Below are 22,259 nucleotides of genomic sequence, written 5' to 3' on the forward strand. Positions count from 1 at the left end.
CACTCAAAAGGAAATTCCCATCTGAGTGCGCGAAAATAGTAAAAAAAGGATTACTCGCAAAATGGAGTAATCCTTTTTCTCATCCCGTTATTAATTTGAAAATCACCGGTATTATCGCAGTAGAAGCGACCTCGAAAAATACAGAGAGTTTCCCTTCATCGAGCTTATTGATAAAATAGACTTCGCCGGTCAAATAGATGATTCCCATCAGGATTAAAGAGTAGGTCGAGTAGAAATCGAACCATAACATCCCAAACAAGAGCGAGAAGAAGGGGATATTGAAGAGAAAGACATACGCCTTTTGCTCTTTTTCAGTTAATATATCGATTTTTGAGTACATATCTGCTCCTCCTTCATTAATACAGAATCTTGAAATAGAGTGTAATCAAAACAACCGCCCGTAGATTCGTCACGATTTCATAGTAAATCCATTCCCGTTTTCCATAGATAGCTTTATTTATAAAAAAAGCGTGGCCAAGGACGTAAATAAGTCCCCAGACGAGTGCATATGGAATCGTCATGATTTGTAAATAAACCAATACTAGCAAAGCCGCTAGAATCATAACAACAAAAGCAATATAGAATTTTTCCAAATGAATGGGTAATTTTTCATACTGTGCTTTCATTCTGTATCCTCCCTCTGTTCCCATTCCTCACGCAAAATGCCCATACGAATGGAATCATAGTAGTTCCCGTCATAATAACGCACTTTTCGGATGCGCGCTTCTAACGTCATTCCCAATTTTTCACCCACATGCATCATGCGTTTGTTGCCGGACCAAGTCGTAAAGCCAATCCTTACAATCGGCAACGTTTGAAAAAGGTGATTGAACCACATGCGGAAAACGCGCGTGCCGATGCCATTTCCCCAATTAGGTGCTTCATACAAAATAATTCCTGTTTCAATCCAAAAAGACGTTTTATCTTCGATGTAATAGGAAACAGTCCCACAGACAACGCCGTTCACTTCAATGAGCCAAAAATCATCTTGTTCCTGCCAACGATATGCATTTTCCAAGAATTTTTCATAAGACAAAGCTTGATGCGAATAGTAAGGCGCATCCCATTTCTTCCATTCGGGCGATTCATCCTTAAATGCCAGCTCCCAAAGAATCGGAAGGTCCTCTTCCTTAATCGAACGGATTGTTATTTCATTATCTTGAATCATGCTTTTTCCCCTTTCGCGCAGCTAAAATCCCAGCTACCGCCATCAAAATAGCAGCGACAGCAAACAATGGTTGTTTAAGTGTTAAGGAGAGGTTGGAAAGCATCAAACTTAGCATCGTATATATAAACCAGTTCTTTTTCATCCGGGTATCTCCTTGCGTACGTTTTATTATCTAAAATCATAACCTTTTAATTACCGGAAAGAAAGCCCTTTCGTGTGTCTTGCCTTCTAGGATGCTTTGAACCATCGAAAATAAACCGGAAAGTACCTTTAAAAAAAGTGCTCCCACAAAGCTCAAACAGCCCGCGAAAACACTATCTTATTTCTATCTAAAAAGGGTTTGCTAAATAATCCAATGCATAGGTGACATGTAATTCAGCTGCAATCAACAAACCTTTTTCATCTATATCGAATTGTTCATGATGATGGTTGAAGGCTGTACTTTCACCGCTTTGTGTTCCGACAAAGCAGTAAATGCCAGGAACGACTGCCAAGAAATCAGCGAAGTCATCGGCGCCCATACTTTTTGGTGCGTCGGTAATAATATTCTCTGCGCCAACTATTTTTTTAGCGGCTTGGAAAGCATGTTCTGCCGCACGTACGTCATTGATTAATGGCGCAGCTGCATCATAATTGGAAAATTCGATTGAAGTGCGGTGCGCCTCAGCTGTCAAACGCGCGATGCGTTCAACGGCTTCCAGAACTTGTGCGCGAACATCGGGATCGAACGTACGAACCGTTCCTTCAATGACTGCTTCGTTGGCAATGATATTATAATTCGTTCCTGCTCGTAAAACGCCGATACCAACGACCACTTCATCACTCGGTTTGGTTTCACGTGAGACGATGGTTTGCAGCTCCGTTACAATCGCAGCCGCACTGACCAATGCATCGCGTCCTAAATCGGGATTTGAAACGTGGCCGCTTTTTCCATGAACGACAATTTTGAAAATATCACAAGAGGCGTTACTAGGTCCCGGCGTTGCTATGATAGTACCGACTGGATGACGTGAACTCAAGTGAATACCAAAAACGTGGTCCACATCATCCACAAAACCACCACGCACAAATTGGCGCGCACCCGCACCGATCTCTTCAGCAGGTTGAAACGCGATAAGAATCGTTCCGGTAAAGGCCTCTTGATGTGCTTTTAATACACGAACGGCGCCTAAAAGTGCCGAGGCATGTCCATCGTGTCCACAGGCATGGTTTACACCTGGATTTACCGAAGCATATTCTGCTCCGGTTCGATCGTCCATCGGTAAAGCATCAATATCTGCACGTAACAATAGTGTTTTACCCGGTCCTTTTCCACCTGTTAGTGTTGCCAGTACGCCGGTTTCACCAACATTCACATAGGGTAGACCGATCTCTTCCAACTCTTCACGAATCCGTTGAATGGTATTAAATTCCTTCAAACTGACTTCTGGGTGTTTATGAAAATGCCGGCGTAACGCTACGATATAATCTTCAATATCTAAAATTTCTTGCTGAATCACTGCTTGTTCAACCATAACCAGTCTCCTTTTTATAAGAAAAGGGCAAAGTCGCCTTTGCCCCTCTTTCTATTATTGAAAGTGAGTAATGAATCGTAAATCACTACTCGCTTAAAACGAAAACGTACTGTTTTACTAATCAACCTGATCCCAAATTGGAATACTTGATCCTTTAGATGATTCTTTGATTACTTCTGCTGTTCCTTCTGTCTGGTAGTACTCAACGATTGTCTTGAAGACTTCGTTATCGACATTATCCGGATGTGCCACAATTGTATTGTAGTACGGTGCGGATTCTTCAGAAACAGGCTCCAAGAAAATCGCATCTTCAGTTGGAATGAAGCCTGCATCCACAGCCATTCCGCTGTTAATTACAGAAGCATCCAAATCTTCCAATGAACGTGCAGTTAAGGAAGAATCCAATTCGTGGAATACGAAGTTATGTGGGTTAGCCGTAATATCATTCAAAGTAGGAAGTAATCCAGCAGCGGGGTCTACTTCAATCAAACCTGCTGTTTGTAATAAGTTCAACGCACGTCCGTTGTTTGACCCATCATTTGGAATACCAATTTCCGCACCATCCGGCAAATCCGCAACGTCTTTAACGTCTAAAGAATAAATACCAAGAGGAGCCATGACTGTATAACCGATCACCGTTAAATCTTCTCCGGCATTTTTGTTGTACTCATCCAAGAAAATTTCTGTTTGGAAAGAGTTCAAATCGATCGAACCATCTGCCAATGCAGTATTAGGTGTTGCGTAATCAGTGAATTTTTGTAAAGTAACTGCAATATTTTCTTTTTCTTTCAACTCTTTGATAACATGTTCCCAAGGCTCGTTGATTTCACCAACAACACCTACTGTTACTTCCGTTGCTTCGTTACTGCCGCCTCCGCAAGCTGCCAAGAAAAGCGCACTTGCTGCTACTAAACTACCAAAAAATTTCTTTTTATTCATGATCACTAACCCCCAATTTTTTTTATTAAATTAATCCCAAGCTGGAACGTCGTTGCCTTGTGTTACTTCTTCAAGTTTCTTAGCTGTTGCTTCTGTTTGATATTCTGCAACAACTTTCAAGTATGTTTCGTTGTCAGCATCATCAGCACGTGTTGCAACAACGTTTTTATAAATTTCGCTTACTTCGGAAATATTGTCTGTATCCAAGAATAAAGCATCTTCACTCGGTACCAAACCAGAGTCTGTTGCAAAGTTTGTATTAATAACTGCTGCATCCACATCTGGAAGGGCACGAGCTGTTTGACTTGCATCCAAATCCGTGATGACTAGGTTTTTAGGATTATCAGTAATATCGTTAAGAGTTGGTTCTGTACCTGCCGCATCGTCCAAAGTAATCAAGTCGATTGCTTGCAGTAATAGCAACGCACGTCCGCCGTTTGTCACATCGTTAGGAATAATAATTTTCGCGCCGTCTGCTAAATCAGCGTAGTCTTCAACTTTTTCTGAATAAAGACCAAGTGGCGAAACATAGGTATAACCGATGTGTGTCAAGTCACCATCGTTATCAGCGTTAAATGATTCTAAATACGCAACATGTTGGAAAGCGTTGATATCAACATCTCCGGCCTGTGCTGCCAAGTTTGGTTGCACATAGTCGCCGAACTGTTCGATTGTCAATTCAATCCCTTGATCCACTAAGCGCTCTTTTACGTCTTCCCATACTTCAACTTCAACTTCACTTACGACGCCGACTGAAACTTTAACAGACTCCTCCGTCGCTGTTTCAGAACCACATGCTGCCAAGAACAATGCCAAACCTGCTGTTAAACCTAAGAATTTCTTATTCATAATTATTTCCTCTTTTCTTTTTTTATTAGTGACTAACTTTTTTGACTAAATAATTACCAATTGCTTGGCTGATAAAAACAATAATTAAGATTAAACCTGTTGCGACTAAGATAACATCGTCTTGGAATCGGTTATACCCGCGAGAGATAGCCAAGTTACCCAAGCCACCACCGCCGACCGCGCCCGCCATTGCCGTTAAGCCAATGACGTTGATAATGGTCACAGCAGACACGCGGATGATAGATGCCAAGCCCTCTTTCAAATAAACACGGAAGATAATATCCAGATTGCTTGTTCCCATGGCTTGCGCAGCTTCTACAACCCCCGGGTCAACTTCCAGCAAAGCATTTTGGATTTGACGGGCAAAGAAAGGAGTAGTCGAAATAACCAACGGGACGATTGCTGCCGTAGAACCAATTGACGTTCCTACGATGAAACGGGTTAATTTATAAATAACACCTAACAAGATAATAAACGGTAGAGAACGGAACACGTTAACGATTTTGTCTAAAATATTGTAAAGCAGATGGTTCGGGGTCAGTCCATTTTCATCTGTAATAAGAAGGATGACACCTAGGATGATACCCAGTACTCCTGCAATTAAAGCGGTCATGGTCACCATGTACAAAGTTTCCAGGAAAGCGACCCAAACGTCATCCCATATAGGTGTCACGTTTGGCAGTAAATTATTAATGAAATCCATTATTATTCCTCTCCTTTCTGAACTTTACGAGCTTCAATCTCGTCCGGTTCGATAATCGTTACTGTAACGTCGCTATCTTGTAGGAAGCGAACCGCTTCAGCGATTTTATCTGGTGCACCGGATAAAACGATTAGTAAAGTTCCGACCGGTGTTTCTTGGAGGATTTCAACGTTTCCGAATAAAATGTTTCCGGCTACTTGGAAGTCTTTACTCAACTTGGAAATGAGCGGTTCACCGGTTGACCCGCCAACAAAGGACAGTTTAACCAGGACATCATCTGCTGCCAAGTTTAGAAGGGTTGGATGCAATAGAACTGTTTCAATCCCTTGATCCACATGGGTTGCTGTGTCGATAAAGTCTTTTGTTAGTTGGTTTTGTGGTTGGGTGAAGATTTCCAGAAGTGAACCATTTTCAATGACATGCCCATCTTCCATAACCGCAACCTTGTTACAAATTTCCTTCACGACTTGCATTTCATGCGTGATAATCACGATAGTTAGATTTAATTCTTTATTTAATTCCTTCAACAACGTTAAGATAGAAGATGTTGTCTTTGGATCTAAAGCACTGGTTGCTTCGTCACACAACAGGATTTCCGGATCATTTGCCAACGCACGCGCAATTGCCACCCGTTGCTTTTGACCACCTGATAGTTGAGAAGGGTACGCTTTGGCTTTATCCGCCAGACCGACGAGTTCCAATAACTCGGTTACTTTTTCGGCAATCTCTTGCTTGGTTAAGTCCGAACGTTTTAATGGGAAAGCCACATTATCAAATATGGTCCGTGAATCCATTAAGTTAAAGTGTTGAAAGATCATGCCGATTTTTTTGCGGGCTTCACGCAGTTCTTCTTTATTAAGAGCGGTTATTTCATTTTTGTTTACCCATACTTTTCCTTCTGAAGGCGGTTGGAGTAAATTAATCGTCCGTACTAACGTACTTTTACCGGCACCGCTATAACCAACGATTCCGTAAACATCTCCGCGTTCTACTTTTAATGAGACATTGCGTACTGCATTTATTTCACGTTTGCGCTCATCGACAAATGTGACTGATACATTTTGTAAGTCAATCATGTTTGTTTCCTCATTTCTATTTGAATATAAAAAAACACCCATCCCGAATCCGCTCTAAAGAGAGAATTCAAAGGACGAGTGCCAAAGCATTCGTGTTACCACCTTCGTTCGGATAGCCTTCACAGGTCAATCCCTTAGGAAGTGAAAAATTCACTTCGACGCTATAATGGGCGTACCCAGCAAAGATTTACGTCGCCGCTCATCCTTGCCGCTCCAAGGCCATTTTCCAGTCGTTCAGTTGCTTGTTTTCACCATCCCAAGCTCTCTGTGAAACTTCCCGTCCTGTACTTTCCTTTTCAATGCGTTTTTTGAAAATAAAAAACTCGTCCTCTCCACACACTTTACGTGTCAGAAAGGACGAGAGTCAAGTTCATTCTCGTGTTACCACCTTTGTTCGTCAAAGCATCACTACTTCAACCTTAGCCAGTGCCTCCGCCAAAAGAAACGGATGATACTGAGACACTATAACGGGCGTTCCCGTCCTGACCTAAAGCAGATGCATTCGGCCAAGCCACTCGGAGACCATCTTCCTACATTCTTTCCTTGCTTGCTTTCACCTGACCAAGCTCTCTCTAAAAGGACGTCCTGAAGTACTCTTCTCTTCGCTGTGTTTTTCGATGTGCTTACTATAACCAATTTCTCATTTAATGTCAACAGCTTGAATAAAAAAGATTTTTGATAGGGTTATCAGAAGCGATTTTGAGCATAATATGGTAAGGTTTTCATGAGAAGGGGTGAGAATAATGCAGAAGAAAACGAAGATTTTTGTTATCTTGGGAATGCTTGTTACTGCTGGTGCCGTCTTGTTGGGCACTTATTTCTCAAGGTCTGACTCTGTTGCGGATAGTGGCGAAATTGTGAGCCCGGAAAGTTCAGAAGTTGAAAAAGCAAGTGCTGTCGAAGAGGTTGTGATGGCAGTAATGAATGAATATGGCGTCAGCCCGGAACAAGTGGCGATTTCCTATTATCATTTTCAGCAAGACGACGCGTATGTGTTGAATGAAGATTGGATGATGAATGCAGGCAGTACAACAAAAGTTGCGACGGCGATGTTGTTTTCGGATTTGATTTGGCAAGGAGATCTGGCTTGGGACAGTGAGCTGCCCTATAACGAATCCTACTATGAAGCAGGCGAGGGCGCAGTGACGAATTCTGAGAAGAAAGCCGCCTATACCGTCGAAGAACTGGTCTATGAGATGTTAACGCACTCTGACAATACCGCCACAAATACGCTGGCGTTTTACTATATAGATAATGTTGGGGACTACTGGTACGATGTGACGCAAATGAGCGGTTTGGATATCACTAACCCGGAAATAATGGAAGGTAACTTCGCGACCACGGATATTATGGCCCACACCTTAATGCGGGCAGTTGAAAATGAACAATATGCCACAGTTGTTGCGATTATGCGGAATGCGCAAGCAGATTTTCGATTAAAAATGTTCGTTTCGAACGACATGGCGGCGAAGTACGGCAGTTTTGGTGCCTACCAACATGATATAGGGGTTTATTTTGAAGGCGACACCCCCCTTTACGTTGTGGCTGTGTTTACGGAGAATGTTCCAAATGTGGATGCATTTATCGGACAGTTGAATTTACGATTGCTCGAATGGCAAGGATAAAATGGCTATTTCAAATGTTGCGAAACACTGCTACAATTAAAAATGAGAGGTTTTTAATAATAGTGACGCAGGAGGAATAGCCATGGCTTTGACAACGAATCAGCAATTGGAAAAAATCGTACCTTCAAAAATTCGTGAAATGGATGAAATTTTCCGTTCAGTAGAAGGTTGCATCATGATGACAATGGGCGAGCCGGATTTTGGAATGCCCGAAAACGTGAAGGAAGCGGCCATTGCGGCCATCCAAAGCGATCAATCGCATTATTCCCACTCAATGGGAACCGGTGAGGCTCGTGAAGCGGTGGCGGCGTTCATGAAAAAACGTCATGGCTTGGATTTTGACCCCGAGACAGAAATTATTATGACAACGGGAGCCACCGAAGCGATTTATTCGGCTTTGTTCGGTATCTTGAATCCGGGTGAGAAGGTAATTGTCCCGAGTCCGTATTTCCCGTTATATAAACAAGCAACCACAACGGCTTACGGAGAAACAATTGAAGTCGATACATCAGAGACCGGATTTCTGATGACACCGGAATTATTGCACCAAACGATGGCTGAGAATGAGAATGTAAAAGCAATCGTTTTAAATTTCCCAAGTAATCCGACCGGTGTCACGTATACAAAAGAAGAACTAACGGCATTGGCAGAAGCGATTAAACAGTATGAAATGTTTGTTATCAGTGATGAAATCTATAGTGAACTGACTTACGGTGTGGAACACGTATCGATGGCAAAATTATTGCCGGAGCAAACCATTTTGATTAATGGCGCTTCGAAGTCATTTGCCATGACAGGCTGGCGGGTTGGGTTTATCGCAGCGAAGAAACAATGGATTCCGCCTATTTTCAAGGTTCACCAAACGGTGGTGACAACCGGTGTGACCGTATCTTATGCGGCTGCTGCTGAAGCCTTCCGAAATAGTGAAGCCGATATTGAGCGCATGCGTGAAGCGTATGAAGTGCGCAGAAATATTTGTTTGGCTGCCTTGCAAGACGCTGGCTTTAGTGTTCCCGAACCAAAAGGAGCTTTTTATGTCTTTGCGCGTATTCCCGAAAAATTCGGGACGGACGATTTGACATTTTGTCAGATACTAGCAAAAGAAGCGCGCGTAGGGATGATTCCCGGAAGTATATTTGGTCCGGGCGGCGAAGGCTATGTCCGTATGAGCTTTGCCTTAGCAACCGATTTAGTGACGGAAGCGATGCGTCGCGTGAGCATGTTTGTCGGAAAGTAACGTATTCGGACATTTCACTCTGAATATCATCGCAAAAAATCCGAATCCCACCTAAAAAATGATTGACGCCTGCCCCCTCGTAGCGTAATATTTTTGAAGGGCACCCTTGAAATCGAGTGGTGCACATAAAATAAACAGACCTCCCTGTTCCAGTTTTGGAAACGGGGATTTTTTATTTTACGGAACCTCCTAAAAGCAGAGGAGGAATTATAATGACAAAATATATCTTTGTTACAGGCGGGGTAGTATCATCTATCGGAAAAGGGATTATAGCGGCATCTTTGGGGAATTTATTGAAAGCGCGCGGCTTAAATGTGACCATCCAAAAGTTCGATCCGTATTTAAATGTTGATCCGGGAACGATGAGCCCGCTCCAACACGGCGAGGTTTACGTGACCGATGATGGTACGGAAACAGATTTGGACTTGGGTCATTATGAGCGTTTTATTGATATTCGTTTGAACGAATTTTCGAATGTTACAACTGGGAAAATTTACTCAGAAGTGATTAAAAAAGAGCGGCGGGGTGATTATCTTGGTGGAACTGTACAGGTCATTCCGCATATAACGGATGCGATTAAAGATAAAGTGAAGCGCGCGGGGCAAACGACAACCGCGGACATTGTGATTACTGAAGTAGGAGGAACGGTCGGGGACATCGAGTCACTCCCGTTTCTCGAAGCAATTCGTCAAATGCGGAAAGATGTCGGCAATGAGAATGTTCTTTACATTCATGTAACTTTGGTTCCTTATTTGAAAGCATCGGAAGAGCTGAAAACGAAGCCGACCCAACACAGCGTAAAAGAATTAAGAAGTTTAGGGATTCAACCGCAGATTCTCGTCGTGCGTACGGAACAGCCGCTTCCGAAAGAAACGAAAGCGAAGCTCGCCCTTTTTTGCGATGTGGATGAAGAAGCAGTCATCGAATCTCGGGATGTTGCTTCCATTTATCAAATTCCTTTAGTTTTAAAAGAACAAAAAATGGATACAATCGTTTTAAATCATTTTCAAATGGAAGCAGGGGCATGCGCGTTAACGGACTGGAAGAACCTCGTCGACACGACTGCTCATTTAAAAGAAAAAATTCGAATTGCTTTGGTTGGAAAGTATATCTCCTTACCGGATGCGTATCTATCTGTCATTGAGGCGCTTAAACATGCCGGATTCGCAGAGAACACCGAAGTGGAAATTGACTGGGTGCAGGCGGAAGAACTCAATGAAGATACAGTTTCGCAGAGGTTAAAAGACGCAGCGGGTATTCTGGTTCCCGGAGGTTTTGGAAATCGTGGAATCGAAGGGAAAATCTTGGCTATTCAATATGCGCGGGAAAATCACATGCCATTTTTGGGGATTTGTTTAGGTATGCAACTGGCGACGATTGAATTTGCTAGGCATGTTGCAGAGCTTACCGAAGCCAATTCAACGGAGAATATCCCCGATACACCGCAGCCGATTATTAGCTTGCTACCGGATCAGGATTCCCAAATTGATTTAGGCGGAACGTTGCGTTTGGGCCTTTATCCGTGTGAACTACAAACAGGCTCACTAGCTCGTGAACTGTATGGAGCTGCGGAAATAGCGGAACGCCATCGTCATCGCTATGAGTTTAATAATGCGTATCGTTCCGCTTTGGAAGAAAAGGGAATGGTGTTTTCGGGGCTTTCACCGGATGGTAAATTAGTAGAAATTATCGAGATAAAAGACCATCCATTCTTTATTGCTAGTCAGTTTCACCCTGAATTTTTATCACGTCCTCTAAGCGCACATCCATTGTTTACCGGCTTTGTTAAAGCAGCCTTGCAGAAAGGCAATTAGAATCGAACACATCTCTTTTCCAAGAGGTTGTCTTTTTCCCGTAACCGTCGTAAAATGGGGCTCAACCCGTATGGGAAATAAAACCAGAGTAGGGAACAAAGCGTTAAGTGTCGGGAGGATGGGATGTTGCCCCCGGACGAAAAGGAAGCTCTATGGACTTGCTTGCGGTTTTGTTCTCGCATTCGCTGCATAATTTTGTAGCGACTCTAAGAAGGAGTTGCTGTAGATGAAAAATATTTCATCTCGTCGCTTTTCAGCCAAAGACATTGCTGTCATTGGTCTGATGATTGCTATTAAAGTTGTTCTTACCCGCTTTTTAGCAGTCGAAACACAATTTGTAAGGGTCAGCTTTACGTTTATTCCAACTATTTTATTGGCTGTCATGTACGGACCATGGGTGAGTGGATTCTCCGGAGCAGGTGCTGATTTACTAGGCTTTTTCCTTTTCCCAAAAGGCTTCCCATTTTCGCCAGGGTTCACGATTTCAGCCGCGATTGGTCCCATGATTTATGCGTTTATTCTCTACAAAAAACGCCTGTCACTCGGCCGTCTTATCACTGCAAATCTTGCTGTGACAGTACTTGTGAATGTCGGATTGAATTCATTATGGCTCTATATCCTGTATGATCAAGCTTTTTGGGGAATGTTACCGATTCGTTTAGGAGAAAATATCCTGACCCTTCCAATCGAGATTGCCATCATCTATTGGATTACAGGAAATCCATCCATACAACGATTATTGACCGACTACCCGGTCAAATGGCGGAAAGAAAAATAGAATTGCCTTTTTTTAACACGTTTTTACAATAATTATTCATAAAAGAAGGAACCAGGAGAATATAATTCCCGGTTCCTTCTTTTTTAACGAATAATAGTGGCGTAAACGTGGTCAAAAAGGCAGATCCGATAGCCACTTTGTCATGGTTGTTGCTGCTTTAGCAGCTTACAAACATGATACACTTGGACTTCGGCCCACAGTGCTCCTAAAATAATGCGCGAATGGTCTTCGCCCATCCTGTGCTTATTCGTTCCAGTGATTCGGATCTAAACGCCTTTTTTCACACTCTCTTATTTATGTTGAATGATCTCATCATTTTCGATATAGCTGCGGAATTCGTCCGCCAAGTTATCAAAGAGATTAATGCCTTCTTGCGAGAAGCCATGAGTAATTTCACGTGGGAAATACAATCGTTCATCACCACGGACTTTCCCTGTCAAAGAAGAAACGATGGCACTTATTTCAGATAATTCGATGATTTCACCGTTCTTTTGAATAAATTCAATTTGTGTCTTGCTACTGATTTGTCCTGGACGGTATAAATCATAAGGCAAGTCAAAACTGTTATTTGTAGACGTGTAGTAGTCGGGGTTGTAGCCCATACGCTTAATCAATGATTGAAGCTCCGCCACCGTTTTTAAGTCATGTTTCCGTTCAAAGCGAACAGACTTGAATGGTTGACGGTTCAAGAAGCGTCCGGCCAAATCACTCAAAGTTGGATCGCTCTCGTCCGTCCAATGGTTGAAGTAAGTCGTCAACACCCCGTCATCCAAGCGCAAATAATCCTCTAACCGCCAATCCTGACGGAAGAACGGCTCCAAGAAGCTAGCCGAATAGCCCAATTCTTGCTGTTCGTCCAGATAGACATCTTTCGCGCGCTTCATCAAATGATACAAAATGACTTCCATTCCCCGTGAAACCGGATGGAAATAAACCTGCATATACATTTGATAGCGACTCACAACATAATCTTCGACCGCATGCATCCCGGAAATGTCAAAGACAATTCCGTTCGAACTCGGACGAATGACGCGTAAGATTCGCGTTAAATCAAAGGTTCCATAAGTCACACCAGAATAATAGGCATCGCGGAGCAAATAATCCATTCGGTCAGCATCGATTTGACTGGAAATCATCTGAACGACTTGTGGGTTTGGATATTCCTTGGCAATAACAGAAGCTACCTGGTTTGGGAAATCTGGACCTACTTCACGCAATACCGCGTTAATTTCTGTTTTGGGCGAAAGGATAATCGCAATCGTCACGGCTTCGTGATCCGTATCGAAAATCTTTTCAAATGTATGCGAAAACGGACCATGCCCCAAGTCGTGCAATAAAGCTGCGCATAAAGTCACTAAACGTTCGCGGTCATCCCAAAGTCCGTCACCCACTTCCAAAGAAGGATAATTACGGACGAATTTATCACAAATCCGTCGCGCGATTTCGTAAACGCCGAGGGAATGATTAAAACGTGAGTGTTCAGCGCCGTGGAAAGTTAAGGAAGACGTTCCCAGTTGCTTGATGCGGCGCAACCGTTGGAACTCCTTTGTGTTAATCAAATCAAGGATGACGCGATGCTGGATATGGATATACCCATGAACAGGATCTCGAAACACTTTTTCTTTGGTTAATAGTGTGCTCGTGTAGAAATTTTGCATAACGCTCACTCCTTGCTGAAGATTTGTTCGTTTCGTTTTATCATTTTCTGATTGGCAGCCGTATAGTCTGCTAAAATTTCTTCATTATAATAACCCGTTTTCACCGGCTTCTCTTTTTCGTAAGTCGCCAAAATTATATCCCGCACTTGTGGTACTGTCAGGGAAACGCCCAGTAAATCACTTAAGTTAGCCATACAATCGGGGTCTACATCTGGGAAATGCCAACGTGTTTCTTCACCTTTCAAGCCTACTTGATAAAAATCGCGGATGATTTCCCCGCGCTTTTGTTGATTTCCTTCGACACTTAAATAAATCATAATTCCGATTCCGTTCTTAAAGCGTCTCTGAGCAATCCCCGCAAACTTTTTCCCATCGATACTCAAGTCGAACTTGCCCGGGCAATAGGAGTCAACGATTTCATAAGCCTCTATCTGCTTACCGAAAGGAGCGAATGCCTGGCGTATCACATCCACCATAATAGCGTACCCTTCATCGATAGTCATTTTTTCTTCATTTGATTCAGCTAAGATAATCGAAAAGTTTAAAATGCCAGCATCAGCTACAACCGCTAATCCACCGGCTGGACGAACAACGACCTCATAATTGGATTCCTGTAAGGTGTTGACTGCCTCAGATAGATAGGGCAGTTTCGTATCGACCATTCCTAAAATAATCATATTTTCAATCGGCCAGAAATGTAACAGTGTCTGGTCCGGTTTTCGAACGACTTCACGAATCAAAGCATCGCCAATTGCGAAATTAAATAATTTATCGCCTTGAAGTGCGGTCGGCACATCCTCATAGATGAAATAATTAGTCATATTTCCATTCCTGCCTCGTATAGATATTTTCTTCATTATAACAAACTTCTTCTTTTGTTGACCGCGTTCGCTTTAAAAAGTTATACTAGGGGGGTAAAGAGTAAATGAAGGAAGTGTCTGATTTGCCGGTACAAAAAGGAACAGTTATGGAGTATCGTTTAGAAACTAGGATTGAACAAGAAGGCCAAAAAGAAATCTTCGTCTATGAAGGGCAAGGTCAAATGGTCCAAATGGGCGAATGGCTTTACCTACGCTATGTAGAGGCAGAAACAAGTAACAAAGTTACAATCAAAGTGTCGCGTGCGGGAAAAATGACAATCATGCGCCGACAAGGAGACGTACTTTTGTCACGCTTGTCGTTTGACTCAGAGAAATCAGGGTCCGCACAAATACCGACAGAAGCTGGTTTGATGGAAATCGAAACCAAAACGAATCAAATGGTTCAAAATTATAAAGAGCAACCATTCTCGGGCTATGTGGAAGTGGCCTATACAATTGGAATTGGTGAAGAATCGCTTGGAAGTTATGAAATGTCGTTGCAATTTACTACCTAATTAATGTATGATTAGGAGTACAGTTTTTGAAAGGACGTGGCACCGTGAAGCTAACCGAATTAGACGGTATAAACAAAAACGAATTATCAATGATTGAAGTGGCACATGAGATTTTGGAAACAACAGGAGAAGTCTTGGATTTCGATGATTTATTGTTACGTGTACAAGAATATCTAGGCCTATCTAAAAAAGAGCTAGATAGCAAAATGACACGTTTCTATACTAACTTGAACGTTGACGGTAGTTTCATTTCATTAGGTGATAACCGTTGGGGATTACGTGCATGGTATCCAATTGATTCAATTGACGAAGAAATTCTTTCCACAATCGACGAAGACGAAGTACAAGTTCGTCGTAAGAAGCGCAAAAAGCTTAATGCTTTTGCTACTTCCGAAGATGACGATGTAATCGACTATAACGACGATGATCCAGAAGATACATTCGCAGCGGACGAAGATGAAGAAGAAGTAGAAGTGGATGAAGAAGAAGTAGAAGTTGAGGCTGACGACTTAGATGGCGAATTGGACGATGATTTAGATAACGTTCCAGAGAGTATCGAAGAAGACTTGACACTTATCGACGACGACTTTGAAGAAGACGAGGAAGAAGAAGAGTAATCAGATTCTTCTTAAATAAACGCGTGAGTACTTGGATACTTACGCGTTTATTTCCACACCAATTATGAAAGGGTTTTCACGGATGATCAAGTATAGATTATTTTAAAAAGGTGCTGCATAGGCTTTTATAAGCAAAGGGGAAGGGCGAAAAGTAATAAAAAGAGTCAGAAAATACTGTCGTATAATTTAACTTCTTCATTTAAAAGATAATGGTCGGAAACGCTTCAGAACAAGCGGTTGCACTATTTAATATGTAATAATATTTATGATTAAATTAAGCGGAGGTTTCTCATTAAATAAAAATGAGAGACAGAGAAAACGAATAGCCTAAAACGTTTGCATATATATGCACAAACATTTTCTTAAAAACCGAACTAAACCTAAACTTTTATCTGTTTTGGTTCGGCATAAGGCACAAGTAAAGCTCTTAGTTAGCTAAAAATAGCAAGGATATAATCTGTGAAAATAATAACTTTTTGATGCATTAATATTACACCACAATAAATAGTTAGCGATTTCTGTGGTCTTTAGGGCAATTGTTTGGTAGAATTATTATGTTAGAAAGTCCAAACACAACATATTTTTATGGAATACCAAGGAGGCAGAAACATGAGTCGTTTAGTAAGTATGACAGAGATGTTAAATAAAGCTTTAGAAGGTAAGTATGCAGTTGGGCAATTCAATATCAACAACCTAGAATGGACACAAGCTGTTCTTGAAGCTGCAGAAGCTGAAAAGTCACCAGTAATTTTAGGAGTATCTGAAGGTGCTGCTAAATACATGGGTGGACATTTAGTTGTTGCATCAATGGTTAACGCATTATTGGAAACAATGGATATTACAGTTCCAGTTGCACTTCATTTAGATCACGGAACAAGCTTTGATAGCTGTAAATCAGCAATCGATGCTGGTTACTCTTCTGTAATGATTGATATGTCTCATTACTCAATCGATGAGAACATCGAAAACACTAAGAAAGTTGTAGAATACGCACATTCCAAAGGCGCTTCTGTAGAAGCTGAAGTTGGAACTGTTGGTGGTACTGAAGATGGAATCACTGGTGGCGTACAATACGCTGACGCACAAGAATGTCTACGTATGGTTAAAGAAGGAAACATCGATGCTCTAGCAGCAGCGCTTGGTTCAGTTCACGGCCCTTACGAAGGCGAGCCTAAACTAGGTTTTGACGAAATGAAAGAAATTTCTGAATTAACTGGTGCTCCTCTTGTATTACACGGTGGTTCAGGAATTCCAGAACACCAAATTCAACAAGCTATCGAATATGGTCATACAAAAATTAACGTGAATACTGAATGTCAACAAGTATGGACAGCAGCTGTTCGTGACAAATTGGCTACAGATTCAGCAGTTTATGACCCACGTAAAGTTATTGGACCTGGTAAAGAAGCAATCGTGAAACTAGTTCGCGAACGTATGACAGTATTTGGTTCAAGCAACAAAGCGTAATCAATTAAAATATAAACACGACCGGAGCTTTTTTTGCTCCGGTTTTTTACTTATTTGGAGGGATAACATGTATACGCAGGCAGAATTACTCACGCAACTGGAACAATTAGGCATTGATAAAAACGGTACTTTGTTGGTTCATTCATCCTTTAAGAGTATGGGCCCCATCGAAGGCGGCCCCGATACAGTTTTGGACAGTTTATCGACTTTCATGAAAGAAGGTTTATTGGTCTTACCAACTCATACTTGGCGGTATATCAATGCGGATAATCCGGTATTTCATGTAGAAGATTCACCGACAAATGTTGGGATTTTGACAGAATTATTCAGAAAACGTCCGGGTGTTGTGCGTTCGTTGCATCCAACGCATTCAGTCGGCGCATTAGGAAAAGATGCAGAAGCATTTGTCAGTGGTGATGAAAAGTGTGATACACCTTGTGCCCGTGAATCTGTTTGGGGCAAACTTTTAGATCAGAAGGCCAAAATTATGTTGCTGGGAGTAGATTTGACGCGGAATACATTTATCCATGGTATCGAGGAATGGGTTGATATTCCTGGGAGAATGACGGATACCCATGAAGAACTTTATTCGGTACGAGCTGATGGCACAAAAATTAAGGTACCTTCACGCCGTCACTGCGGATTATCCTGGTCAGAGCACTTTTGGAAGGTAGATGACGTGCTCCTGGCAACCGGTGCTATGTGGATGGGCAAACTGGGAGACGCTGACGTGCGGATATGCGACACCGTTAAATTGACAGAAGTTCTAACTGAAATGCTACACGAGTTTCCTGATTTGTTCTCTGATAATGAACCTTTGCCAGATAGCATTAGAAACGGTTACATTTAAGCAACTTTTTTTGATAGAATAGAAATAACTCTATTAACGAAGTGAAACGAGGCATTTGAGATGAAAAAAATTATCATTAACGGCAATAAACCCTTAAATGGTGAAGTAACAATCAGTGGTGCCAAAAATAGTACGGTTGCTTTAATTCCAGCCTCTATTTTGGCAGACTCAATGGTTACTCTAGAGGGAATACCTGATATTCAAGATGTACGTTCTTTGATTGAAATTCTAGAAGAATTCAACGTTGCAGTTACTTTTGATGCAGAGGCCGGGATTATGAACATCGATCCATCGAATATGATTTCAATTCCCATGCCAACGGGTAAAATCAAAAATTTACGTGCATCTTATTATTTTATGGGAGCCATTCTATCGAAATATGGGGAAGGCGTCATCGGTTTGCCGGGTGGCTGTAACTTAGGTCCGCGTCCAATCGATCAACACATCAAAGGATTCGAAGCGTTGGGCGCAACGGTTCGCAATGAAATGGGTGCTATTTATTTAACGTCTCCGGAAGACGGATTAAAAGGCGACCGTATTTATTTAGACGTTGTTTCAATTGGAGCAACAATCAACACGATTTTGGCTTCCGTTCGCGCTAAAGGCCGGACCATTATTGAAAATGCAGCCAAAGAACCTGAGATTATTGATGTGTGTACCCTGTTGAATAACATGGGTGCGAAAATCCGTGGAGCAGGAACAGACGTTATTCGAATTGATGGCGTTCATTCGTTACACGGATGCCGGCATACGGTTATTCCAGACCGGATTGAAGCGGGAACTTATTTAGCCGCTGCAGCCGCAATGGGTGAAGAAGTTTTAGTTAAAAACGTAATTGTGGAACATTTGGAAGGTTTTGTAGCGAAAATGGATGAAATGGGTGTCAACATGGAAATTGGTGAAGACAGCATTTTAATTCGTAAATCAGATGACTTGAAAATGGTTCATATTAAAGCCTTGCCTTATCCAGGATTTGCGACAGACCTCCAGCAACCTATTACGCCGCTTATGTTAAAAGCAGCGGGTGATGGAACGATTATTGATACTGTTTACCCAAAACGTGTGAATCACATTGCGGAACTAAGACGTATGGGTGCAGGAATTAAAGTTGAAAGTGATACAATATTTATGCAAGGACCGAATGCTATGTCAGGTGCAGAAGTGAAGGCAAGTGATTTGCGTGCAGGCGCTTGTTTAGTGATTGCAGGCTTGATGGCAAAAGGGACTACAACTATTACTGGTGTTGAAAATATTCTACGTGGCTACGACGGAATTGTCGACAAGTTAACGGCTTTAGGCGCAGATATTTCAATGGTTGAAGAAGAAAATTAACAAAACACTATAGAAAATTTTGACAGAACGAAGGTGAGAAATTTGGAAGACATGCTTTCCATACAAGAGTTAGAGAAAAAGACACTAAAAGAGATTTATACATATGCAAAAGAGTACAAGATTCCTTACTACAGCCAAATGACGAAGAAGGAATTGGCGCACGCGATTATTCGTGCGCAAGAAGAAAAACAAGGTTTCTTTATGACTGAAGGAATATTAGATATCATCTCATCAGAGGGATATGGCTTTTTAAGACCCATTAACTATTCTCCAAGTCAGGAAGACATTTACATTTCTTCTTCACAGATTCGCCGTTTTGATTTACGAAATGGTGATAAGGTCGGCGGTAAAGCGCGTCCACCAAAAGCATCAGAGCGCTATTACGGCCTCATGCAAGTCAACACAGTAAATGGAAAAAATCCGGATGAAGCAAAAGAACGGTCACATTTCCCAGGGTTGACGCCTATTTATCCGAATAAGCGTATTAACTTAGAAATTGGTCAACAAAATATACCGAATCGGATGATTGATTTGGTATCACCGATTGGTTTTGGACAACGTGGTTTGATTGTAGCACCGCCAAAAGCTGGTAAAACAACGCTTTTGAAGAGTGTTGCTAACGGAATCACTGAGAATTATCCGGATGTGGAATTAATCATGCTATTGATTGATGAGCGCCCGGAAGAAGTTACCGATATCGAACGCAGCGTCAAAGGCGATGTTGTGTATTCAACCTTTGATCAAATGCCGTCGAATCACGTACGCGTGAGTGAACTGGTATTGGAACGTGCGATGCGTTTGGTTGAAGATAAGCGTGATGTTGTTATTTTAATGGATAGTATTACGCGTTTGGCTCGTGCTTACAACTTAGTCGTTCCGCCGAGCGGACGGACGTTGAGTGGCGGGATTGACCCGGCAGCCCTTTACAAACCGAAGAAATTCTTTGGTGCGGCTCGTAATATCGAAGACGGGGGAAGCTTGACGATCCTATCCACGGCTCTGGTTGATACCGGAAGCCGGATGGATGACATTATTTACGAAGAATTTAAAGGAACAGGTAACTCTGAACTCGTTCTGTCCCGTGAATTAGCCGATCGTCGTGTTTTCCCGGCGATTGATATTAAAAAGTCAGGCACGAGACGAGATGATTTGTTGCTGAATCCGAAAGAACTAGAAAACGTTTGGAAGTTGCGTAAAGCGATGCGGGGCGATACTTTGGAATATACCGAAGAGTTCTTAAGACAATTGCGTACAACAAAAACCAACGAGGATTTCATCAAACGTATTGCTTTGATGAAGTAAAAATCCGTGCTAGTATAAATTTAAGGGAGAGATGCCAGCATGAATGAAAATCAAAAAGCATATGAACAAACAGTAAATAATTTTGTAGAACTTAATGCCCAACAAGTTGAAGAACGTTTAGCAAATGGTGAGAAGACGATTCTCTATATTGGGAAGCCCGTTTGCCCTTACTGCCAAAGATTCGTTCCGAAATTGGATAATGTCCGTGAACAAAATGATTTGACAATTCACTACTTGAATAGTCTAAATACTCAAACGGATCCTGAAATTAAAGCCCTGCGTGATAAAATGGAAGTTCCGTTAGTACCACAAGTCGTTACAATTGATGGACCAGACGCATTCACGAACTTGAACATTGACAGTGGCGCATCCGAAGAAAAATTAACTGAGCTTTTAGCTTAGAAATAAGAACCGCACACCTGAGAAAAAGGGTGTGCGGTTCTTTTGTCGTTATTTAGATGTGGAATGGGGAATGATTGGTGTATCATTCCCCGTTTTCGTTCTAAAGTGAGCAATGGTTGGCAATTCATTCCCCCAATTCTTCAAAATCACACCACCAAATAGAAACTGCCCTCCCAACTAGTGGAGAGGGCAGTAACCAAAAGAGGCTATTTTTTCTTTTCGATTGCAATAATACCAAATGCGCCTGGACCACCGTGACTTGAAATCACGGCACCCGCATCGAAGGTGTGCGCTGTAGCAAAGCCATGAGATTTGACTTCGTTCAAAGCGAAATCTGTATCAGCTTGGCTGAGTCCATCCGTACCACCAATTGTTAATGTTTCCGGAATGATATCATACGTCTTAAAGAAATCATTTATTACATTTTTGATGCAGCGCTGGAAAGAACCGCGGTACTTTTTAGCCGCGAGCAGTTTGCCGTCTGTTAAGGCAATCGTTGGGTGGATATTCAACAAACTTGCTCCGAAAAATTGCACGTTGGAAACCCGTCCGCCTGCTTTCAGATACGTCAAGGTTTGTGGTAGGAATACGAAACGCGTACGTTCACGGACATCCTCTACAAAAGCAATGATTTCTTCTGGTGTGGCAGTGGGATTCTCTTCAACAAACTGTGCCGTCGCAACCACAACCGCAGTCAAACCACCACTTACGTTTTTGCTGTCTACAAGATGGATGTTATTGAAATCTTCTGCTGCAATTCGGCCTGAGTTATAAGAAACAGTCGTAATTGCGGAATAAGCGACATGAATGATGGTCGCATCAGGTGTTTCCGAAAAAATCTTTTCGAACATCACTCGGAAATCTTCTGGAGTCGAGCCGGAAGTTTTTGGCAAGGTACCTGTTTCATCATAAAAATCATATATTTCACTAACAGGAATACTACCATCGTCGACAGTGCGTTCTCCAAGTGTGACATGCATCGGGATAACTTTAATATTGAAGCGTTCAATCAACTCTTGCGAAATGTCTGAACCACTTTCGGTTGTAATTACATAGGGCATATTTTGTTCCTCCATTAAACCTTTTTTTAATTTTACCACACTCCTTACCTGCTGACAGTAAGGGTCTGCAACCATTTGAAAAGAACAAAATCGTCACTATTTTAGCCTTGCAAATAAAAAAGATGCGTGGTATTATCTTAATGTTATAGACGCAAGTCAAAAAATATCTCTGATATAGGAAATATCTCAGGGCGCAAAGGAGAGAAATAACGATGAAACAAGAAATCCATCCAAAATACCAACAAGTAGTTTTCATGGACACTTCAACAGGGTTCAAATTCATGTCTGGTTCAACTAAAGGATCTAACGAAACTGTTGAATGGGAAGACGGAAACACATACCCATTAATCCGTATGGAAGTTACTTCAGATTCTCATCCGTTCTACACTGGTCGTCAAAAGTTTGCACAAGCAGAAGGACGCGTGGGCCGTTTCAACAAGAAATACGGTTTCAAAACAGAAACAGAAGAAGCATAATTTTCAAACGAAAAAC

Annotated in this window: 24 protein-coding genes, 1 riboswitch and 2 other annotated features; of the genes, 12 read left to right on the plus strand and 12 right to left on the minus strand. The window is 41.9% G+C overall.

The genetic code is table 11. The annotated features are described in order from the left end of the window. Nucleotides 1-79: 79 nt before the first annotated feature. The 9 genes from G7058_RS06885 to G7058_RS06925 form a co-directional block, all read right to left on the minus strand. The gene (locus G7058_RS06885; RefSeq protein WP_166062827.1) at nucleotides 80-340 is read right to left on the minus strand and encodes a hypothetical protein; all 261 of its coding nucleotides are present in this window, start codon (nucleotides 338-340) and stop codon (nucleotides 80-82) included. 16 nt (nucleotides 341-356) lie between these two features. After that, nucleotides 357-626: a hypothetical protein gene (locus tag G7058_RS06890; protein ID WP_166062828.1), complete on the minus strand. Its 270-nt coding sequence runs from the start codon at nucleotides 624-626 to the stop codon at nucleotides 357-359. Beyond that, entirely contained in the window at nucleotides 623-1,168 is a 546-nt protein-coding gene (locus tag G7058_RS06895; protein ID WP_166062829.1) for a GNAT family N-acetyltransferase, read from the minus strand. Before G7058_RS06895 ends, G7058_RS06890 begins: the two co-directional genes overlap by 4 nt. Further along, the gene (locus G7058_RS06900; RefSeq protein WP_166062830.1) at nucleotides 1,155-1,310 is read right to left on the minus strand and encodes a hypothetical protein; all 156 of its coding nucleotides are present in this window, start codon (nucleotides 1,308-1,310) and stop codon (nucleotides 1,155-1,157) included. The genes G7058_RS06895 and G7058_RS06900 overlap by 14 nt, the downstream gene beginning before the upstream one ends. Nucleotides 1,311-1,497: 187 nt before the next feature. Then, nucleotides 1,498-2,682, minus strand: a complete 1,185-nt coding sequence (locus tag G7058_RS06905) for an amidohydrolase (RefSeq protein WP_166062831.1) — start codon at nucleotides 2,680-2,682, stop codon at nucleotides 1,498-1,500. 117 nt (nucleotides 2,683-2,799) lie between these two features. After that, nucleotides 2,800-3,621: a MetQ/NlpA family ABC transporter substrate-binding protein gene (locus G7058_RS06910; RefSeq protein ID WP_166062832.1), complete on the minus strand. Its 822-nt coding sequence runs from the start codon at nucleotides 3,619-3,621 to the stop codon at nucleotides 2,800-2,802. A gap of 30 nt (nucleotides 3,622-3,651) precedes the next feature. Beyond that, nucleotides 3,652-4,470, minus strand: coding sequence for a MetQ/NlpA family ABC transporter substrate-binding protein (locus G7058_RS06915; protein WP_166062833.1), 819 nt, complete (start codon nucleotides 4,468-4,470; stop codon nucleotides 3,652-3,654). Between the two features lie 25 nt (nucleotides 4,471-4,495). Then, nucleotides 4,496-5,173: a methionine ABC transporter permease gene (locus G7058_RS06920; protein ID WP_166062834.1), complete on the minus strand. Its 678-nt coding sequence runs from the start codon at nucleotides 5,171-5,173 to the stop codon at nucleotides 4,496-4,498. A 2-nt stretch (nucleotides 5,174-5,175) separates the two neighbouring features. Continuing rightward, nucleotides 5,176-6,249: a methionine ABC transporter ATP-binding protein gene (locus G7058_RS06925; RefSeq protein WP_166062835.1), complete on the minus strand. Its 1,074-nt coding sequence runs from the start codon at nucleotides 6,247-6,249 to the stop codon at nucleotides 5,176-5,178. Nucleotides 6,250-6,316: 67 nt separating this feature from the next. Beyond that, nucleotides 6,317-6,558, minus strand: a binding site (T-box leader). Between the two features lie 41 nt (nucleotides 6,559-6,599). Beyond that, nucleotides 6,600-6,864: a binding site (T-box leader), on the minus strand. 128 nt (nucleotides 6,865-6,992) lie between these two features. On the opposite strand from G7058_RS06925, the gene G7058_RS06930 reads away from it, so the two are divergent. The 4 genes from G7058_RS06930 (at nucleotide 6,993) to G7058_RS06945 (ending at nucleotide 11,703) form a co-directional block, all read left to right on the plus strand. Continuing rightward, the gene (locus tag G7058_RS06930) at nucleotides 6,993-7,874 is read left to right on the plus strand and encodes a serine hydrolase (RefSeq protein WP_166062836.1); all 882 of its coding nucleotides are present in this window, start codon (nucleotides 6,993-6,995) and stop codon (nucleotides 7,872-7,874) included. A gap of 82 nt (nucleotides 7,875-7,956) precedes the next feature. Further along, entirely contained in the window at nucleotides 7,957-9,111 is a 1,155-nt protein-coding gene (locus tag G7058_RS06935; protein WP_166062837.1) for an aminotransferase class I/II-fold pyridoxal phosphate-dependent enzyme, read from the plus strand. Nucleotides 9,112-9,323: 212 nt separating this feature from the next. After that, nucleotides 9,324-10,925 carry a CTP synthase gene (locus G7058_RS06940; RefSeq protein WP_166062838.1) on the plus strand — a complete coding sequence of 534 codons (1,602 nt, stop codon included), beginning with the start codon at nucleotides 9,324-9,326 and terminating at the stop codon, nucleotides 10,923-10,925. Between the two features lie 82 nt (nucleotides 10,926-11,007). Next, nucleotides 11,008-11,115, plus strand: a riboswitch (THF riboswitch). Nucleotides 11,116-11,151: 36 nt separating this feature from the next. After that, entirely contained in the window at nucleotides 11,152-11,703 is a 552-nt protein-coding gene (locus G7058_RS06945) for a folate family ECF transporter S component (protein ID WP_166062839.1), read from the plus strand. 290 nt (nucleotides 11,704-11,993) lie between these two features. Here G7058_RS06945 and G7058_RS06950 read toward each other — a convergent pair whose 3' ends face one another. Both G7058_RS06950 and G7058_RS06955 read right to left on the minus strand, forming a co-directional pair. Continuing rightward, complete coding sequence (locus G7058_RS06950; RefSeq protein WP_166062840.1) at nucleotides 11,994-13,361, minus strand: HD domain-containing protein; 1,368 nt, start codon at nucleotides 13,359-13,361, stop codon at nucleotides 11,994-11,996. 5 nt (nucleotides 13,362-13,366) lie between these two features. Continuing rightward, nucleotides 13,367-14,182, minus strand: a complete 816-nt coding sequence (locus tag G7058_RS06955) for a lipoate--protein ligase family protein (protein WP_166062841.1) — start codon at nucleotides 14,180-14,182, stop codon at nucleotides 13,367-13,369. A gap of 104 nt (nucleotides 14,183-14,286) precedes the next feature. Here G7058_RS06955 and G7058_RS06960 point away from each other — a divergent pair, with 104 nt between their 5' ends. From G7058_RS06960 to G7058_RS06990, 7 genes are all read left to right on the plus strand, one after another. Beyond that, entirely contained in the window at nucleotides 14,287-14,736 is a 450-nt protein-coding gene (locus G7058_RS06960; protein ID WP_166062842.1) for a DUF1934 domain-containing protein, read from the plus strand. A 44-nt stretch (nucleotides 14,737-14,780) separates the two neighbouring features. Then, on the plus strand, nucleotides 14,781-15,353 hold the full coding sequence (gene rpoE / locus G7058_RS06965; protein ID WP_166063734.1) for a DNA-directed RNA polymerase subunit delta: 573 nt from the start codon (nucleotides 14,781-14,783) through the stop codon (nucleotides 15,351-15,353). 609 nt (nucleotides 15,354-15,962) lie between these two features. Further along, nucleotides 15,963-16,820 (plus strand): class II fructose-1,6-bisphosphate aldolase, encoded by an 858-nt coding sequence (fba, locus tag G7058_RS06970; protein WP_166062843.1) that lies wholly within the window; start codon nucleotides 15,963-15,965, stop codon nucleotides 16,818-16,820. 67 nt (nucleotides 16,821-16,887) lie between these two features. Beyond that, nucleotides 16,888-17,670, plus strand: coding sequence for an AAC(3) family N-acetyltransferase (locus G7058_RS06975; protein WP_166062844.1), 783 nt, complete (start codon nucleotides 16,888-16,890; stop codon nucleotides 17,668-17,670). A gap of 60 nt (nucleotides 17,671-17,730) precedes the next feature. Beyond that, nucleotides 17,731-19,002, plus strand: coding sequence for a UDP-N-acetylglucosamine 1-carboxyvinyltransferase (locus G7058_RS06980; RefSeq protein ID WP_166062845.1), 1,272 nt, complete (start codon nucleotides 17,731-17,733; stop codon nucleotides 19,000-19,002). Nucleotides 19,003-19,053: 51 nt separating this feature from the next. Beyond that, nucleotides 19,054-20,304 carry a transcription termination factor Rho gene (gene rho / locus G7058_RS06985; protein WP_373706216.1) on the plus strand — a complete coding sequence of 417 codons (1,251 nt, stop codon included), beginning with the start codon at nucleotides 19,054-19,056 and terminating at the stop codon, nucleotides 20,302-20,304. 39 nt (nucleotides 20,305-20,343) lie between these two features. Next, a complete protein-coding gene (locus G7058_RS06990; RefSeq protein WP_166062847.1) occupies nucleotides 20,344-20,706 on the plus strand; it encodes a thioredoxin domain-containing protein in 363 nt (120 codons plus the stop codon). A gap of 206 nt (nucleotides 20,707-20,912) precedes the next feature. Here G7058_RS06990 and G7058_RS06995 read toward each other — a convergent pair whose 3' ends face one another. Then, nucleotides 20,913-21,767, minus strand: a complete 855-nt coding sequence (locus tag G7058_RS06995) for a DegV family protein (protein ID WP_166062848.1) — start codon at nucleotides 21,765-21,767, stop codon at nucleotides 20,913-20,915. Nucleotides 21,768-21,979: 212 nt separating this feature from the next. Between G7058_RS06995 and G7058_RS07000 the strand changes: the two genes are divergently transcribed. Further along, on the plus strand, nucleotides 21,980-22,243 hold the full coding sequence (locus tag G7058_RS07000; RefSeq protein ID WP_166062849.1) for a type B 50S ribosomal protein L31: 264 nt from the start codon (nucleotides 21,980-21,982) through the stop codon (nucleotides 22,241-22,243). Nucleotides 22,244-22,259 lie beyond the last annotated feature (16 nt).

Source organism: Jeotgalibaca porci (genome assembly GCF_011299095.1).
GTDB classification, from domain to species: domain Bacteria; phylum Bacillota; class Bacilli; order Lactobacillales; family Aerococcaceae; genus Jeotgalibaca; species Jeotgalibaca porci.